Source organism: Delftia sp. NA_296.1, from assembly GCF_052692095.1.
In genome coordinates, this window is record NZ_JBQZGF010000002.1 from 58,513 (window position 1) to 74,120 (window position 15,608).

Genomic DNA, 15,608 nt, shown 5'->3' on the forward strand with positions numbered 1-15,608 from the left:
CAATGGTTCTTTACAATCCCATGAATGATTGACAGACTGTAAAAAAATCTTTGACATTGAAGCGCTTGCGCGCCTTCCCCCTCTATTTGCTGCGCGAGGAGGGGGACGACACCATCGCTGCAGGGCGGCACGGCCGGCGTAGGCCCTTGCTCGGTGTCCCTGGTTTTGGAGCCCCGCCCATTTCATAGGCTGTGGGCGAAGCAAAGTATCTGGACATATCCATGGATCTGAACTCGCTGACCCTGCTGGTGGAAATCATCGATAGCGGCAATCTGAGCCAGGCGGCGCGCAAGCTGAAGATGACGCGGGCCAATGTGAGCTATCACCTGACGCAGCTGGAAAAATCGGTGGGGGTGCAGCTGGTGCGGCGCACCACGCGGCGCGTGGAGCCGACCGAGGTGGGGATGCGGATGTACGAGCATGGCCGCGCGATCCAGAACGAGATGATGTCGGCGCGCGAGACGATCACGTCGCTGGGCCAGGGGATGGCGGGCCGCGTGGGGCTGAGCGTGCCCAGCGGCTATGGGCAGATCGTGATGAGCGACTGGCTGATCGAGTTCAAGCGGCTGTATCCGGGCATCGTGCTGGATGTGCTGTTCGAGAACCGGGCCGACCATTTGCGCGACGAGGTGGACATCGCCATCCGCGTGATCCAGGAGCCGCCGCTGTCGGTGATTGCGCGCAGCCTGGGCAATGTGCACTACGTGGCCTGCGCCTCACGCGAGTATGCGCAGCAGCACGGCCTGCCCACCACGCTCTACGAGCTGCGCAACAGCCCGCTGATCACGGCCGGCGTGATGGGCCGCCAGCTGCGCCTGTCGGCCTACCAGGGAACGGACCGCCAGGAGGTGCTGCTGGCGCCGACCATGATCTCCGAGCACTTCCCCTTCCTGCGCCAGGGCATTCTGGCGGGCCTGGGCGTGGGCCTGGTGCCCGACTACGTGGTGCAGGACAAGGTGGCCAGCGGCGAGGTGGTGCTGACCCTGCAGGAGTACCGCCTGAGCATCTTCGGCACCCACATGTACTTGCTGTACCTGCCCGACCGTCATCAGACGCGGGCCGTGCGCACCTGCATCGACTTCCTGCTGGCCAAGGCCGGCCAGGGCGGCAGCGGCGACGCTGCCGCCACCTGACTCAGCGGCGGTACCAGCCGCCCGGGCGCTGGTACCAGCCACGCGGGCCATGGTCCCAGCCGTGCGGACGCCAGCCATAGCCAGGGTGCGGCGGCGCGGCCCAGTAGCCGGGGCGCCATGCATAGCGGCCACCGCCCCAGCCCCAGGAGCCACCGATCCAGACATGGACGGGCGAGGGAGCGACCGGAATGACCTCGGTCTGCAGCGGCGGCGGCGCCATGGGCGCGTAGACCACCTCCCCCGAAGGACCTACGGGATAGGCAGGCGCCACCACGCAGCCGGTCAATGCCACGGTGGCGGCAGCCAGGACCAGGGCCGGAACCAGGCGACGGCCCGGCGTTTGAATCGATACAGACTTCACGATGCACTCCTGGCCGCGCTTAGTGCGGCGATGCAGATACAACGAAAAAGCCCCTGCCGGTTGTTGACAGGGGCTTGTGAAGTCTGGGTAAAGATCCGCCGCCAAAGGTAGCGGTGGGATCGGTCGCTCAGAGGTTCTGCGCGTTTTGCAGCGCGGCAATGCGCTCTTCGATCGGCGGGTGGGTCGAGAACAGCTTGCCGATGCCGCCGGCAATGCCCATGGCGGCCACGCTCTTGGGCAGCTCGCCGGGGTGCATGCCGCCCAGGCGGGCCAGCGCATTCATCATCGGCTGCTTGCGGCCCATGAGCTGGGCGGCGCCCGCGTCAGCGCGGAATTCGCGCTGGCGCGAGAACCAGGCCACGATGATGGCGGCCAGGAAGCCCAGCGCGATGTCCAGCACGATGGTGGTCACGTAGTAGCCGATGCCGGGGCCCGAGCTGCTTTCGTCGTTCTTGCGCAGGAAGCTGTCCACGGCATAGCCGATGACGCGCGACAGGAAGACCACGAAGGTGTTCATCACGCCCTGGATCAGGGTCATGGTCACCATGTCGCCATTGGCGATGTGGGCGACCTCGTGGCCGATCACGGCCTCCACCTCTTCGCGCGTCATGCCTTCCAGCAGGCCCGTGGACACGGCCACCAGGGCCGAGTTCTTGAAGGCGCCGGTGGCGAAGGCATTGGGCTCGCCCTCGTAGATGCCGACTTCGGGCATGCCGATGCCGGCACGGTCGGCGAAGCCGCGCACGGTGTTGACGATCCAGGCCTCATCGGCGTTGCGCGGCTCGTTGATCACGTGCACGCCCGAGCTCCACTTGGCCAGCGGCTTGGAGATCAGCAGCGAGATGATGGCGCCGCCAAAGCCCATGATGAAGGCGAAGCCCAGCAGGGCCCCGAGGTTCAGGCCATTGGAAGTCAGGAAGCGGTTGACGCCCAGCAGGCTGGCGACGATGCCCAGCACCACCACGACGGCGACGTTGGTCAAAAGAAAAAGTGCGATGCGTTTCATCAGTGGGTTCTCCACAAAGTGGGGAAAGGGGGAAGGATCTGGGCCCTGCAGCGTTGAAAAGTGAGGGCCCCACCGGCTGTTTTCAAGCCGGGTCCTGCGCCGTTGCCATTCCTTGTTGTGATGCTTGTGCGGAACGGGGCGCCCGGAACACGAGAGAGTCATCATAGAAGGAAAAGTTCTCGTTCTCGTGGCACCAGCCGGGCACGCCCAGCACGGGCAAGGGTGCAAAAGGCTTGCACGCCAGGGTGTCAGCCTCCAGCCAGATGCTGCCGGCCAGCCAGGCGTCGATGTCCGCCGTGGCGGGGCCTGCCGTGGCGCCTGCACCATCCGTGTGCACGCACAGCACATGGGCCGTGATGGGCTTGCGCGGCTGCACCAGCTTTTCCAGCAGCGCATGGCCTATGGGCAGCAGCCTTGCCTGGCGCCACAGCGCGCGCCGCTCCACGAAGAGCTGGTGCCAGCGCCGGTAGCGCAGCGCCTCGCACAGCGCGGCCGGCGCCAGCAGCAGGGCGCCGTTCTCGTCCAGCACGGTGACGGCATCGCGCAGCGGCCCGCGCTGCGAACCCACGCCCGCCTGGGCAATGGCGCGGGCCTGCAGGGTATTGCAGCGCTGCTTGAGCGCGGGCCAGCGCAGCCAGATCAGGCCGTTGAAGAAGTCATGCAGGTTGTCGCGCGTGGGAATGCAGCGCGTCTCGAAGATGAATTGCTCGTAGGCCGTGCCTTCGGGCAGATCGTGCTGGGGCACAAAGCGCCAGGGCAGCGCCTGCGCATCGGCCAGCGACTGCAGGGCCCGCCAGACCGGCCAACCCTGCGCCACCCGCTGGCAGGCCGCCCTGCCCTGCGTTTGCAGCCCCTGCAGCCAGGGCGCATTCCAGTCGATGGGAAACGTCAATTGCCGGACGGCCTGGACTGCGCCTTGGCCAGGCGCTTGTCGCGCACGGCCACGCGCGAGGTGCCTTCGTCGCGCATCTCGAACGCCTGCGTGGCCGCCAGCAGCTTGGTGAGCGTGGCGTAGCCGTAGTTGCGCGCATCGAACGAGGCCTTGTTGCCGATCTGCGCGCCTACGGCGCCCACATGGGCCCAGCCGCTTTCGTCCTGCGTGGCGTTGACGGCGCTGCGCAGCATGCTCAGCAGGCGCGTGTCCTGGCGCAGTTCCTGCGAAGGAACACGCAGGCAGGGGCGCTGCGGCTCGGGAGCGGACAAAGAGGAAGGTGCCTGCTCGGCCTGGGCGCGCTCCTTGCCCGTACCAGCGGAGGGCTGGACAGAGGCCGCCACCGCAGCTGCAGCCACGGGCGGCACCGCCGCCTGGCCCGCCTCATGCGCGGCGTCCTGGCCATTGCCGTTGGCGGGCGCCGCCTCGCCCAGCGCCTCCAGGTACAGGAAGCGCGAGCAGGCATTGACGAAGGGCTGGGGCGTCTGCGCCATGCCGAAGCCGTAGACGGCCGCGCCCTTGGAGCGCAGGTGCATGACCAGCGGGGTGAAGTCGGCGTCGGAGGAGACGATGCCGAAGGCGTCGGGCCGCTCGGTGTAGAGCAGCTCCATGGCGTCCACGGTCATCGCCATGTCGGTGGCGTTCTTGTGCTTGGAGTAGTCGAACTGCTGCATGGGCCGCAGTGCGAAATCGAGCAGCTTGCGCTGCCAGCCGCTGAGCGAATGCTTGGTCCAGTTGCCGTAGGCGCGGCGGATGTCGATGACGCCGAAGGTCGACAGCTCGGTCAGGATCTCGTCGATCATCTCGGCCGGCGCGTTGTCGGCGTCGATCAGCAGGGCGATGCGTGGTTGCGGCTCAGGCATGGCAATCCTCTGGCGGGTGGCAGTCCCGCCAGCTTAAACCAGCTTCCAGGGCAGGGCTTCGCCGGAGCGCAGGGGCTTCAGTTGCGCCTCGCCGAAGGCGAAGCTGTCCGGCGGCGTCCAGCTTTCGCGCACCAGGGTGATCTTGCCGGTGTTGCGCGGCAGGCTGTAGAAGTCCGGGCCGTTGAAGCTGGCGAAGGCTTCGAGCTTGTCCAGCGCGCCGGCATTGTCGAAGGCCTCGGCATACATCTCGATGGCGGCGTGGGCGCTGTAGCAGCCCGCGCAGCCCGTGGCGTGTTCCTTGAGATGGGCCGCGTGCGGCGCGCTGTCCGTGCCCAGGAAGAACTTGGGCAGGCCGCTGGTGGCTGCCTCCACCAGGGCCAGGCGGTGCGTCTCGCGCTTGAGCACGGGCAGGCAGTAGTAGTGGGGACGGATGCCGCCAGTGAAGATGGCGTTGCGGTTGAACAGCAGATGCTGGGGCGTGATGGTGGCGCCCACGAAGCGGTCGGCCTCGGTCACGTACTGGGCGGCTTCGCGCGTGGTGATGTGTTCGAAGACGATCTTGAGTTCGGGGAAGTCGCGGCGCAGCGGGATCAGGTGCTGGTCGATGAAGGCGGCTTCGCGGTCGAACAGGTCGATGTCGCTGCTGGTGACTTCGCCGTGCACCAGCAGCAGCAGGCCTTCGCGCTGCATGGCTTCCAAAGTGGGGTAGATCTTGCGCAGGTCGGTAACGCCGTGATCGCTGTTGGTGGTGGCGCCTGCCGGGTAGAGCTTGCAGGCCACGACGCCGGCCGCCTTGGCGCGCACGATTTCCTCGGGCGGCAGGTTGTCGGTGAGGTACAGCGTCATCAACGGCTCGAAGGCCATGCCTTCGGGCACGGCCGAGAGGATGCGCTGCTTGTACTCCAGCGCCTGCTCGGCGGTGGTCACCGGCGGCTTGAGGTTGGGCATGATGATGGCGCGCGCAAACTGCGCGGCCGTATGCGGCACCACGCTGCGCATGGCTTCGCCATCGCGCACGTGCAGGTGCCAGTCATCGGGACGGGTGATCGTGAGGGTGTTGGTGGAGGCGGTCATTCCGCCATTTTCCCATCGCCGCGAAACCGCGCGCCAATTGCGGGGCACGCCACCCTCGGGACTGGCGCGTGGCTAACGCGGTCGCAGGTGCTGCGGCCCCAGCTGCTGCAGGTTTTGCACGCCGATCAGGGCCATGTTGCGCCGCATCTCGGCCGCCAGGATGGCGATGGCGTGCAGCACGCCGGCCTCGCCGCCCACGGCGCCCGCATAGTTGAAGGGCCGGCCCACGAAGACGAAGTGCGCGCCCAGGGCCAGCGCCACCAGCACGTCGTTGCCCCTGCGAAAGCCGCTGTCGATCATCACCGGGTAGTCCGGCCCCAGCGCACCCACCACCAGGGGCAGCATGTGCAGGGGCGCGACCGCGCCATCGAGCTGGCGGCCGCCGTGGTTGGACAGGATGATGGCGTCGGCCCCGGCATCGCGCGCGGCCAGCGCGTCCTGCGGGCTGAGGATGCCCTTGACCACGAGGCGGCCCTTCCAGCGCCGGCGTATCAGGGCCAGGTGTTCCCAGCTCAGGTGGTCGCGTGCGCCGAAGTCGCGCGTGACGGTGGACGAGAGAATGGGCGCGCCGCGCGTGGCCTGCGAGTTCTCGAAGTGCGGCATGCCGTGCCGCACCAGGGTGCGCAGCGCCGTGCCCAGCAGCCAGCGCGGATGGGTGATGCCCTCCCACGCCAGGCGCAGGCCGGGCCGCAGCGGCGTCGAGAAGCCCGCGCGGATGTTGTTCTCGCGGTTGCCCGACACGGGCGTATCCACGGTGACGACCAGGGTGGCGAAGCCTGCGGCCTCCACGCGCCCCAGCAACTGCACGATGCGTTCGGTCTCGCCGGGCACATAGGCCTGGAACCAGGCCTGTGGATTGGCCTGGACCACCTCCTCCATGCGGATCAGCGAGGTGCCGCTCAGGATGGCCGGGATGCGGGCGGCCGCCGCCGCGCGCGTCTGCACCAGGTCGCCCCGGTAGGCCGACAGCGCGCTGATGCCCATGGGCGCGATGCCGAAGGGTGCGGCCCAGGTCTGGCCCAGCAGCGGCGTGGCCAGCGTGCGCCGCGAAGTGTCGGTGAGCACGCGCGTCACCCAGCGGTGGGCATCGAAGGCCTCGCGGTTGGCGCGCAGGGATTTGTCGGTCTCGCAGCCGCCGCTGACGTAGGCGAAGATCGGCGCAGGCAGGTGGTGGCGCGCCGCCCGCTCGAAATCATCGAGCGACAGGATGCGCCTGAGCCTGCGCGGCGTGGCGGAGGCCTGGCCTGCGCCTGCGGGTGCGGAGGAACTGGGGGTGTCGAGCCGGTCGACCTCGATTGGGGCTGCCATGGTCAATTGATCTGGAACTTGCCCTCGCGGATCAGCTTGCCCCATTTGGCGTGCTCGCTGCGAATCCACTCGCCGAACTGCGCGCCATTGGCAGGCGTGGCCATGCTGCCCTCCTGGGCCAGCTTCTCTTTGACCTCCTTGGTGGCCAGCAGCTTCATGGTCGCGTCGGCAATGCGCTCGGCGATGGGGGAAGGCAGGTTGGCCGGCCCCACCAGGCCCAGCCAGGTGGAGGCCTCGAAGCCCGGATAGCCCTGCTCGGCCACCGTGGGCACGTCGGGCAGGGACGGCACGCGCTGGGCCGAGGTGACGGCCAGCGCACGGATCTTGCCCGTGGCCAGCTGCGACATCACCGACACCGTGTTGCCGAAGTACAGGTCCACCTGCCCGCCCATCAGGTCGGTGAGGGCGGTATTGGCGCCCTTGTAGGGCACCTGCAGCACCTCGATGCCCGCGCGGCGGGCCAGCATTTCCCCGGCCAGGTGGCCTACCGTGCCATTGCCGGCCTGGGCGATGCCGTAGGTGCCGGGCCTGGCCTTGGCCGCCTTGATGAAGTCCTGCAGGTTCTTGAAGGGCGAGTCGCGCCGCACGGTCAGCACCACGGGCTGCAGGGCCACGCTGGCGATGGGCGTGAAGTCCTTGAGCGCATCGAAGGGCATCTTGGCGTAGAGGCTGGGATTGATGGCCAGGTTGGCGGCCTGCCCCATGCCGATGGTGTAGCCGTCCGGCGCGGCCTTGGCCACGGCATCCAGGCCGATGTTGCCGCCCGCGCCGGGCTTGTTGTCTATGACCATGGTCCAGCCCATGGCGAGGTTGAGCCGGTCGGCCACCAGGCGCGAGGTGGCATCCGTGCCGCCGCCGGGCGGAAACGGCACGACCAAGCGCACGGGCCGCTGCGGCCATTCGCCCTGGGCCAGCGCCAGTGCAGGGAAGGCCGTGGCCAGGGCGGCGGCAGCGCCGCCCAGAAGATGCCGTCTGCGCATTGTCATTGTTTGTCTCCTTGGAATCGTTTTGGCGGGAAAAAGTCGGGCGCAGCCTGCGCAGGGGACGCTAGACCGGCAGGCCCTTGGCGCGCAGCACGGCGTCGAAGCGCTCGGGGTCGGCCGTGCCGCTGCGGTTGGTCTCGCGGATGACGGCCTCGCGGGCCAGGTGGGCCTGGCTGCGGCGCAGCACCTCGGCGGCCTCGGCCGCGGGCACGGCGATCACGCCGTCGGCATCGCCCACGATCAGGTCGCCGGGCAGCACGGCCAGGCCGGCGCAGGCCACGGGCACATTGATCTCGCCCGGGCCGTCCTTGCTGGGCCCGCGGTGCGTGTGGCCGCGCGCAAAGATGGGCATGCCGTCCTGCGCCCATTCGCACAGGTCGCGGATGGCGCCGTCGATGACCAGGCCGCCCAGGCCGCGCGCCAGGCAGGTGGTGCGCATCAGGCCGCCGACCAGGGCCTGCGAGACATCGCCGCCGCCGTCGATGACCAGCACGTCGCCGGGCTGCACCATCATCAGCGCCTTGTGGATCATGAGGTTGTCGCCGGGCCGCACGCGCACGGTGACGGCGGGGCCGCAGAGAACGGCCTCCAGCCGCGCGTGGTACTGGCGCAGGCCGATGGCGCCGACATTGCGGCTCATGGCGTCGCCGATGGCGGCCACGGGAATGGCCTTGAAGGCCTGGACGACGCCGGCCTCGGGGCCTGCGGCGCGCGGATGGATGCGGTAGCCCGCAGGCCATTGGCTGGATGGGGTGGTCATGGCAAATCTCCGGGAAAAACAGCTCAGCGCAGAACCTCGGGGTTCACGCAGTGGGAAGGGTCGGCGGGGCTGCCCTGCAGCCAGCCCAGCACATTGGCGGCGGCCATGCCGGCCATGGCCGCCAGCGCAGCGGGCGTGGAGCCGCCCACATGGGGCGTCAGCACCACGTTGTCCAGCGCGGCCAGGGCGTGGCCTACAGGCAGGGGCTCCTCGGCCATGGTGTCCAGGCCGGCGGCGGCCAGGTGGCCGCTGCGCAGGGCGTCGATCAGCGCCGCCTCGTCCACCACCTCGCCCCGCGCGGTGTTGACCAGCAGGGCGCCGCGCGGCAGCTGGGCGATGCGGCCGGCATCGAGCAGATGGCGCGTGCGAGCATTCAGGGGCACGTGCAGGCTGAGCACATCGGACAGGGGCAGCAGCTCGTCCACCGAGCCCAGCATGCGCACGCCCGCCACGGTGCCGGGCCCTGGGGCGCAGGCCGGATCGAACGCTGGATCGAAGGCCACCACCTGCATGCCCAGCGCCAGCGCCACGCGCGCCACGCGCTGGCCCACCTGGCCAAAGCCCAGCAGGCCCAGGGTGCGGCCGCTCAGCTCCAGGCCGTCCTGGGCGCGGGACCAGCGGCCGGCGCGCAGCTCGGCATCCATCCAGGCGATGCGGCGGGCGGCCGCGAACATCAGGCCCAGCGTCATCTCGGCCACGGACTGGGCATTGGCGCCCGGCGTCACATAGACCGGAATGCCCCGCTGGCTGGCCGCGGCCACATCGATATTGCTCACGCCCACGCCGTGCTTGGAGATGACCTTGAGCGTGGGACAGGCCGCGATGGCAGCGGCCGACAGCGTGGCCGTGCGCGAGATCACGGCATCGACGCTCTCGCGTGCCAGCACGGCGGCAACCTCGGCCTCGCCGCCGCCGTCTTGCAGGTACAGCACGCGGCAGTGCGCCGCCTGCAGGCGCTGCAGCCCGGCGGGCGCCAGGCGTGGCGCGGTCACGAAAACGGTGGGCGGGTGGGTAGTGGCGGTCATGGAAACGGGCAATTCGCTTTGTCGATGCACCGCATTCTTGTGAGCGCCACCCATTCCGTCCATTCGATAATGTTCATTCAAACATCACTTTTATTCATCGATGGACCTGCACCTGCGCGACCTGCGCTTCTTCGAGATCGTGGCCGACCTCGGGCACCTGGGCCGGGCCGCAGAACAGCTGGGGCGCACCCAGCCCGCGCTGAGCAAATGCATACAGCGCCTGGAACTGACTGTGGGCGGCGCGCTGTTCGAGCGTGCCGGGCGCGGCATACGCCTCACGCCGCTGGGCGATGTGCTGCTGGCCCGCGCGCGCATGCTGCGCAATGCCAGCCAGGAGGCGCTGCGCGAGGTGCGCGACTTCAACGAAGGCCATGCCGGCCATGTGCGCATCGGCAGCGGGCCGGTGGCCGCCGACCACCTGCTGCCCGAGCTGTGCAGCAAGGCACTGGCCGACGGGCGGCGCATCACCATCAGCATCGTGATCGGCCCCAGCTGGGAACTGCGCGACCGCCTGCGCGAGGGCCAGCTGGACCTGCTGATCGGCCTCACGGCCGAGGGTGATCCGGAGCTGGTCTCCCACCCGATCGCCGAGGACGTGGTGGTGGTCGCGGCGCGCCAGGACCATCCCGTCTTCGAGCGCCAGCGCATCACCATGGCCGCGCTGCTGCGCCATCCCTGGGCCCTGCCCAGCGCCAACATTCCCAGCCGGCAATGGCTGGACCAGGCCTTCACCTCGCGCGGCATGCCGGCGCCCACGGTGCAGGTGGAGGCGGGCTCCATCCCGCTGCTGCCGCGCATGGTGGCCAAGACCGATCTGCTGACCTTCGTCTCGCGCCACACGCTGCGGCTGGAGCGCAGCCGCACGCTCAGGGAAGTGCGACTGCCGGCCACCACGCTGCGCCGCCACCTGGGCGTGACCTGCCGGCGCGACGGCTATCTGTCGCCCGCGGCCCGGCACATGCTGGAGCTGCTGCGCGCCGACGGACAGGCCCTGTTCGGCGAGGATGCATCGCCTCTGGACGAGGACTGATTCCCGCGGACCGGGGCTAGGGCCCCGGCCGCGCGCCCGCATCGGCCAGGCGCAGCAGGCCCGCCAGGTCGACGATGGTCAGCCGGCCATAGGCGGCCTGCAGCAGGCCGCGCTGCTCCAGCAGGCGCAGCTCCTTGTTGATGGTCTGGCGCGAGACCGACAGCATGGCGGCCAGGTCGCTCTGCGAGATGCGCAGCACCACGCCCTGCCCGTCGGGCGCGGGCTGGCCATGCGTGGGGGCCAGCCGCGCCAGCAGCTCGGCCACGCGGTTGTCGATGTTGCTGAAGGCGTGGCGCTGCTGGACGACGATCAGCTCGTGCATGCGCGCCAGCACCAGCAGGCAGATGTCCTTCCACAGCGGCGGATGGGCATCGAGCAGGGCCAGGAAGGACTCGCCGGGGATCTCCACCAGCACGGTGGGCTGGTGCGCGTGGTAGTCGTAGACGAATTGCGTGTGCTCCAGCAGCCGCGCCAGGCCGACGATGTCGCCCGCGCTGTGCATGGACAGCACGAAGCGCGAGCCCGTGGCGTCCACGCCGCCCACTTCCACGCAGCCCGAAGCCACCACCAGCACCTCGCGCCGCTTGGGGTCGGCGGCGCGCACCTGCTGGTGGCGCTCGTAGCGGCCCAGGCGGGACAGCGCCGTCAGCTCATCCAGCACCTCGGGCGGCCAGTTGCGCAGCATGCGGCACAGGCCCAGGGCGCGGCGGATCAGCGCCGAAGGGTCGGCCACGGGAGCAGGCTTGGAGCGCATGGTTCTCTCACGATGTCGAAGGCCCCGGGTTAGTCCGGTGCCCATGTACCGCCATTTGTCAATGGCTTGACAGAGTGCATCCCCTGTCGCTCGGGATAGTAGCAAGCAAGCCACCGGGCAAAGCATCCGGGGCGCTACCAAGGAGACAAGTTCGTGAAGCACAAGCATTGGCTGGCCGCCGGCGGCATGGCGGCCCTGGGCACGTCCGCGTGGGCCCAGAGCAGCGTGGAGATGTTCGGCATCGTCGACGTCCACATCAACAGCGCAAGGTCGGGCGCCACGCGCCTGAGCCGGCTGGAGGACGGGGGCAGCGCGGCATCGCGCATCGGCTTTCGCGGCAGCGAGGACCTGGGCGGCGGCCTGCGCGCCCAGTTCATGCTGGAGGCCGGCGTGGCGCCGGACACGGGCCTGGGCACCATTCCCGGCCCGGGCCTGGCCTTCACGCGCCAGGCCTGGGTAGGACTGAACAGCGGCTGGGGCGCCGTGGAGATGGGCCGCATGTACACGCCCATGTTCGGCGCGCTGTTCCGGGCCGATCCGCTGGGCATGAACGCGCTGTTTTCCTCGCTGAACCTGGTGTCGGCCACCGATGCCCAGGCCGGACTGCGGCCGTTTGCGGCGCGGGCCAACAACCTGGTGCGCTACCGCACGCCGGCAGGCCAGCCCTGGCTGGCGGACCTGGCCTATTCCTTTGGCGAAGTGGCTTCGCCGAACAGCAGCAACGGCCGCCTCTATGGCGCCACGCTGGGCTGGAACCAGAAGCCCTGGTTCCTGGCCTACAGTTTCCAGAAGTCCGTGGAAGGCAGCGCCGCCGCACCCGTGGCCGCGCCCGCCACCAGCCAGTACCAGGCACTGTCGGCCAGCTGGGAGGCCCTGGACGGGCTGCGCCTGACGGGCAACTACGTCATCAACCGCGTGGACCGTGCAGGCACACCCAAGGCGAGGCTGGCCCAGCTGGGCGCCGATTGGAGCGTGGATGCGCGCTCCAAGCTGCTGGTCTCGGTGGCGCGGCGCGAGGTGGGCGGCACGGACCGCGCCCAGAACACCTGGACGCTGGGCTACGACTACGCGCTGAGCAAGCGCACCGTGCTCTACGCGCGCTGGCTGCAGCTGGGCAATGCGGCCAATGCCTCGGCCGCCATTGCCAACGTGCCGGTGGCCGCCAACAGCGGCGACGGCGTGCGGTCCCTGGCGCTGGGCGTGCGCCACAACTTCTGAGGGACACCCATGACCGACAGCCATTGCTTCGACACTTCCCGGCTCGACGCGCTGTTCGCGCCGCGCTCCATCGCCGTGGTCGGCGCCTCGGACCAGGCCAGCAAGATCGGCGGCATTCCGCTGGACTACCTGCTGCGCTTCGGCTACGGCGGCGCGCTGTATGCGGTGAACCCGCGCGCCAGCCGCGTGCAGGGCCTGCCCGCGCACGAGCGGCTGGCCGCCATCGGCGCGCCGGTGGACCTGGCCATCGTCGCCGTGCCGCAGTCGCAGGTGGCCGGCGTGCTGGAGGATGCGGCCGCCGCGCGCGTGCAGTCCATGGTGCTGTTTTCCTCGGGCTATGCCGAGACCGGCTCCGACGGCACGGCCGCCCAGCAGGCGCTGGCGCGGCGCGCGCAGGAGGCGGGCATACGCCTCATCGGCCCGAACTGCCTGGGCTTCATGCGCCCCGGCCACCAGGTCTACGCCACGTTCTCGCCCGCGCCGGGCGGCGGCCTCGTGCGGCCCGGGCGCATCGGCATGGTCAGCCAGTCGGGCGCCTTCGGTGCCTATGCCTACAGCCTGGCGCGCGAGCGCGGGCTGGGCCTGTCGCTGTGGGCCACCACGGGCAACGAGGCCGATGTGCAGCTGGCCGATGGCCTGGCCTGGCTGGCCCAGGACCCCGAGACCGACGTGATCATGGCCTACATGGAAGGCTGCCGCGACGGCCCCCGGCTGCGCGCGGCCCTGGCCCTGGCGCAGGAGCGCGGCAAGCCCGTGGTCATGTGCAAGGTGGGCACCAGCGCCCTGGGCGCGGCCGCCGCCGCATCGCACACGGCCTCGCTGGCGGGCAACGATGCCGTCTATGACGCGGTGTTCCGCCGCTACGGCGTGCTGCGCGCGCATTCCATCACCGACTTCTTCGCGCTGGCGGCCAGCGCCTCCATCGCGCGGGCCCCCAAGGGGCGGTCCATCGGACTGTTCACGGTCTCGGGCGGCGTGGGCGCCATGATGGCCGACGACGCCAGCGCAGCCGGCCTGGACGTGGCACCGCTGTCCGATGCGGCCCAGCGCCAGTTGCGCGAATGGGTGCCGTTTGCCGCGCCGCGCAACCCCGTGGACATCACGGGCCAGGTCACCAACGACATGACGCTGCTGGAGCGCAGCGCCCGCCTGATGCTGGCCGACCGGCAGTTCGACAGCTGGCTGGGCTTCTTCGCGGCAGGCGGCCTGTCCGACGCCTTCTGGCCCGTGCTGCAAAGCCTGGTGCAGACGCTGCGCACCCACCATCCCGACACCCTGCTGGCCGTCAGCACGCTGTGCCCGCCCGAGCGCCGCGATGCGCTGGAGGCGCTGGGCTGCCTGGTGTTCGCCGACCCGGGCGCGGCCATACGCTGCATTGGCGCGCTGGCCCGCCTGCATGAAACACCGCAGGCGCTGCCCGCGATGGCCGATGCAGGCAGCGCACTGCACCTGCCGGCGGGCACTCTGTCGGAGCAGCGCAGCATGGCCCTGCTGGCCGAGGCCGGCGTGCCCGTGGTGCCGCACCGGCTGGTGCGCACGGCGGCCGAGGCAGCGCAGGCCGTGCAGGCCGCGCAGGAGATGGGCGGACGCATTGTCCTCAAGGTCTGCAGCGATGCCATCGCCCACAAGTCCGACGTGGGCGGCGTGGCACTGAACCTGACGGATGCGGCCGGCGCCCAGGCCGCCTTCGACCGCATCCTGGCCAATGCGCGCCAGGCCAGGCCCGATGCGCACATCGACGGCGCGCTGGCCGCGCCCATGGTGCAGGGCGGTGTGGAGTGCATCGCCGGCGTGCACCGCGACCCGGTATTCGGCCCGGTGCTGATGTTCGGGCTGGGCGGCATCCATGCCGAGATCCTGCGCGATGTCTCGCTGCGCCTGCTGCCCATCACGCGCGACGACGCGCTGGCCATGGTGCGCGAGCTGCGGGCCTTTGCCGTGCTGGACGGCGCGCGCGGCCGCCCCCGCGTGGACCTGGACAGCATTGCCGACACGCTGTGCGCCCTGGCCGGCTTTGCGCAGCGCGCAGGCGCCACGCTGGAAAGCGCCGAGATCAACCCCCTGATCGCCCGCCCGCGCGAGGACGGCGGCTGCGTGGCCGTCGATGCGCTGGTCATCGGCAGGGAGGCTGCATGAAAGCCAATGCCCATTCCATCTCCCGCCCGGAGGCCACCATGAACACACCCCTGCTGCGCACCGCCGCGCTGACCTGCCTTGCCCTGGCCTGCAGCGCCGCGCTGGCCCAGGACGGCTATCCCGCCCGGCCCGTTCGCATCGTCGTGCAATACCAGGCCGGCGGCTCCACCGACACCGTGGCGCGCATCCTGGCCGAGGGCCTGGCCAAGCGCCTGGGCCAGCCCGTGGTGGTGGACAACCGCAGCGGCGCGGGCGGCATCATCGGCACCGAGCATGTGGCCAAGAGCGCGCCCGACGGCCACACCCTGCTGCTGACCGTGCCCGGGCCCATCACGGCCAACCTGGTGCTCTACAAGAAGCTGCCCTACGACCCGCGCACCGAGCTGCGCATGGTCTCGGACGTGGTCTCGCCCTCCATGGTGATGGCCGTCAACCCGGCCGTGCCGGCCAAGGACTTCAAGGGACTGGTCGAGGCCGTGCGCCAGTCGCCGGGCAAGTACGCCATGGGTTCCTGGGGGGCGGGCACGCAGCCGCACCAGGTCCAGGTCTTCATGGACAAGGCCTACGGCCTGCAGTCGCTGCACGTGGCCTACAAGGGCGAGGGGCCCATGTCCATCGACCTGATCAGCGGCGTGATCCAGATGACGCTGGGCTCGGCCGCCACGCTCAAGCCCTTCATCGACGCCGGCAAGCTGCGCGCCCTGGCCGTGGCCGGACCGCGCCGCAGCAAGGCCCTGCCCGATGTGCCCACCTTTGCCGAGCAGGGCTACCGCGAGCCCGTGTATGCCATCACGGGATCGATCTCGCTGATGGCGCCCGCGCGCACGCCCGACGCCATCGTCGAACGCCTGGGCCGCGAGGTGGCCGCCGTGATGCGCGAGCCCCAGGTGCGCCAGCGTGTCGAGGCGCTGGGCCTGGAGGCCCAGGGCAACAGCCCGGCCGAGGCCAGCGCCGCCTACGCCGCCTTTTTGCCCGTGGCGCTGGACCTGGCGCGCTCCACGGGCGTGACCCTCGACTGACCCCCTC

The 15,608-nt window shown here is 70.0% G+C and carries 15 protein-coding genes; 5 read left to right on the forward strand and 10 right to left on the reverse strand.

Annotated features, from left to right (window positions below):
* The first annotated feature begins 221 nt into the window (after positions 1-221).
* On the forward strand, positions 222-1,133 hold the full coding sequence (locus ACUTR7_RS04755; RefSeq protein ID WP_071954384.1) for a LysR family transcriptional regulator: 912 nt from the start codon (positions 222-224) through the stop codon (positions 1,131-1,133).
* A gap of 1 nt (position 1,134) precedes the next feature.
* On the opposite strand, the gene ACUTR7_RS04760 is transcribed toward ACUTR7_RS04755, so the two are convergent.
* The 9 genes from ACUTR7_RS04760 to ACUTR7_RS04800 form a co-directional block, all read right to left on the reverse strand.
* Positions 1,135-1,494 carry a YXWGXW repeat-containing protein gene (locus ACUTR7_RS04760; RefSeq protein ID WP_034398157.1) on the reverse strand — a complete coding sequence of 120 codons (360 nt, stop codon included), beginning with the start codon at positions 1,492-1,494 and terminating at the stop codon, positions 1,135-1,137.
* Between the two features lie 127 nt (positions 1,495-1,621).
* Positions 1,622-2,500 (reverse strand): protease HtpX, encoded by an 879-nt coding sequence (htpX, locus tag ACUTR7_RS04765; protein WP_445608261.1) that lies wholly within the window; start codon positions 2,498-2,500, stop codon positions 1,622-1,624.
* Between the two features lie 82 nt (positions 2,501-2,582).
* The gene (locus ACUTR7_RS04770) at positions 2,583-3,392 is read right to left on the reverse strand and encodes a DUF3025 domain-containing protein (protein ID WP_445608262.1); all 810 of its coding nucleotides are present in this window, start codon (positions 3,390-3,392) and stop codon (positions 2,583-2,585) included.
* Positions 3,389-4,294 (reverse strand): NYN domain-containing protein, encoded by a 906-nt coding sequence (locus ACUTR7_RS04775; protein WP_238003762.1) that lies wholly within the window; start codon positions 4,292-4,294, stop codon positions 3,389-3,391. The genes ACUTR7_RS04770 and ACUTR7_RS04775 overlap by 4 nt, the downstream gene beginning before the upstream one ends.
* Before the next feature lie 33 nt (positions 4,295-4,327).
* Positions 4,328-5,368: a dihydroorotase gene (gene pyrC, locus ACUTR7_RS04780; RefSeq protein WP_012203315.1), complete on the reverse strand. Its 1,041-nt coding sequence runs from the start codon at positions 5,366-5,368 to the stop codon at positions 4,328-4,330.
* A 72-nt stretch (positions 5,369-5,440) separates the two neighbouring features.
* Positions 5,441-6,676: an alpha-hydroxy acid oxidase gene (locus ACUTR7_RS04785; RefSeq protein ID WP_445608263.1), complete on the reverse strand. Its 1,236-nt coding sequence runs from the start codon at positions 6,674-6,676 to the stop codon at positions 5,441-5,443.
* Positions 6,677-6,678: 2 nt separating this feature from the next.
* Positions 6,679-7,662: a Bug family tripartite tricarboxylate transporter substrate binding protein gene (locus ACUTR7_RS04790; RefSeq protein WP_445608264.1), complete on the reverse strand. Its 984-nt coding sequence runs from the start codon at positions 7,660-7,662 to the stop codon at positions 6,679-6,681.
* Between the two features lie 61 nt (positions 7,663-7,723).
* Positions 7,724-8,419: an RraA family protein gene (locus ACUTR7_RS04795; protein WP_012203312.1), complete on the reverse strand. Its 696-nt coding sequence runs from the start codon at positions 8,417-8,419 to the stop codon at positions 7,724-7,726.
* Positions 8,420-8,442: 23 nt separating this feature from the next.
* Complete coding sequence (locus ACUTR7_RS04800) at positions 8,443-9,444, reverse strand: hydroxyacid dehydrogenase (RefSeq protein WP_063327251.1); 1,002 nt, start codon at positions 9,442-9,444, stop codon at positions 8,443-8,445.
* 100 nt (positions 9,445-9,544) lie between these two features.
* Here ACUTR7_RS04800 and ACUTR7_RS04805 point away from each other — a divergent pair, with 100 nt between their 5' ends.
* Positions 9,545-10,474 (forward strand): LysR family transcriptional regulator, encoded by a 930-nt coding sequence (locus tag ACUTR7_RS04805; protein ID WP_013804160.1) that lies wholly within the window; start codon positions 9,545-9,547, stop codon positions 10,472-10,474.
* Positions 10,475-10,490: 16 nt separating this feature from the next.
* Here the strand turns inward: ACUTR7_RS04805 and ACUTR7_RS04810 are convergent, their stop codons facing one another.
* Positions 10,491-11,228 (reverse strand): Crp/Fnr family transcriptional regulator, encoded by a 738-nt coding sequence (locus ACUTR7_RS04810; RefSeq protein ID WP_013804161.1) that lies wholly within the window; start codon positions 11,226-11,228, stop codon positions 10,491-10,493.
* Between the two features lie 153 nt (positions 11,229-11,381).
* Between ACUTR7_RS04810 and ACUTR7_RS04815 the strand changes: the two genes are divergently transcribed.
* From ACUTR7_RS04815 to ACUTR7_RS04825, 3 genes are read left to right on the forward strand one after another with little or no spacing between them, the layout of a single operon-like run.
* Positions 11,382-12,446: a porin gene (locus ACUTR7_RS04815; protein ID WP_238003758.1), complete on the forward strand. Its 1,065-nt coding sequence runs from the start codon at positions 11,382-11,384 to the stop codon at positions 12,444-12,446.
* 9 nt (positions 12,447-12,455) lie between these two features.
* On the forward strand, positions 12,456-14,582 hold the full coding sequence (locus ACUTR7_RS04820; RefSeq protein WP_445608265.1) for an acetate--CoA ligase family protein: 2,127 nt from the start codon (positions 12,456-12,458) through the stop codon (positions 14,580-14,582).
* Positions 14,579-15,601 (forward strand): Bug family tripartite tricarboxylate transporter substrate binding protein, encoded by a 1,023-nt coding sequence (locus ACUTR7_RS04825; RefSeq protein ID WP_238003756.1) that lies wholly within the window; start codon positions 14,579-14,581, stop codon positions 15,599-15,601. Before ACUTR7_RS04820 ends, ACUTR7_RS04825 begins: the two co-directional genes overlap by 4 nt.
* Positions 15,602-15,608 lie beyond the last annotated feature (7 nt).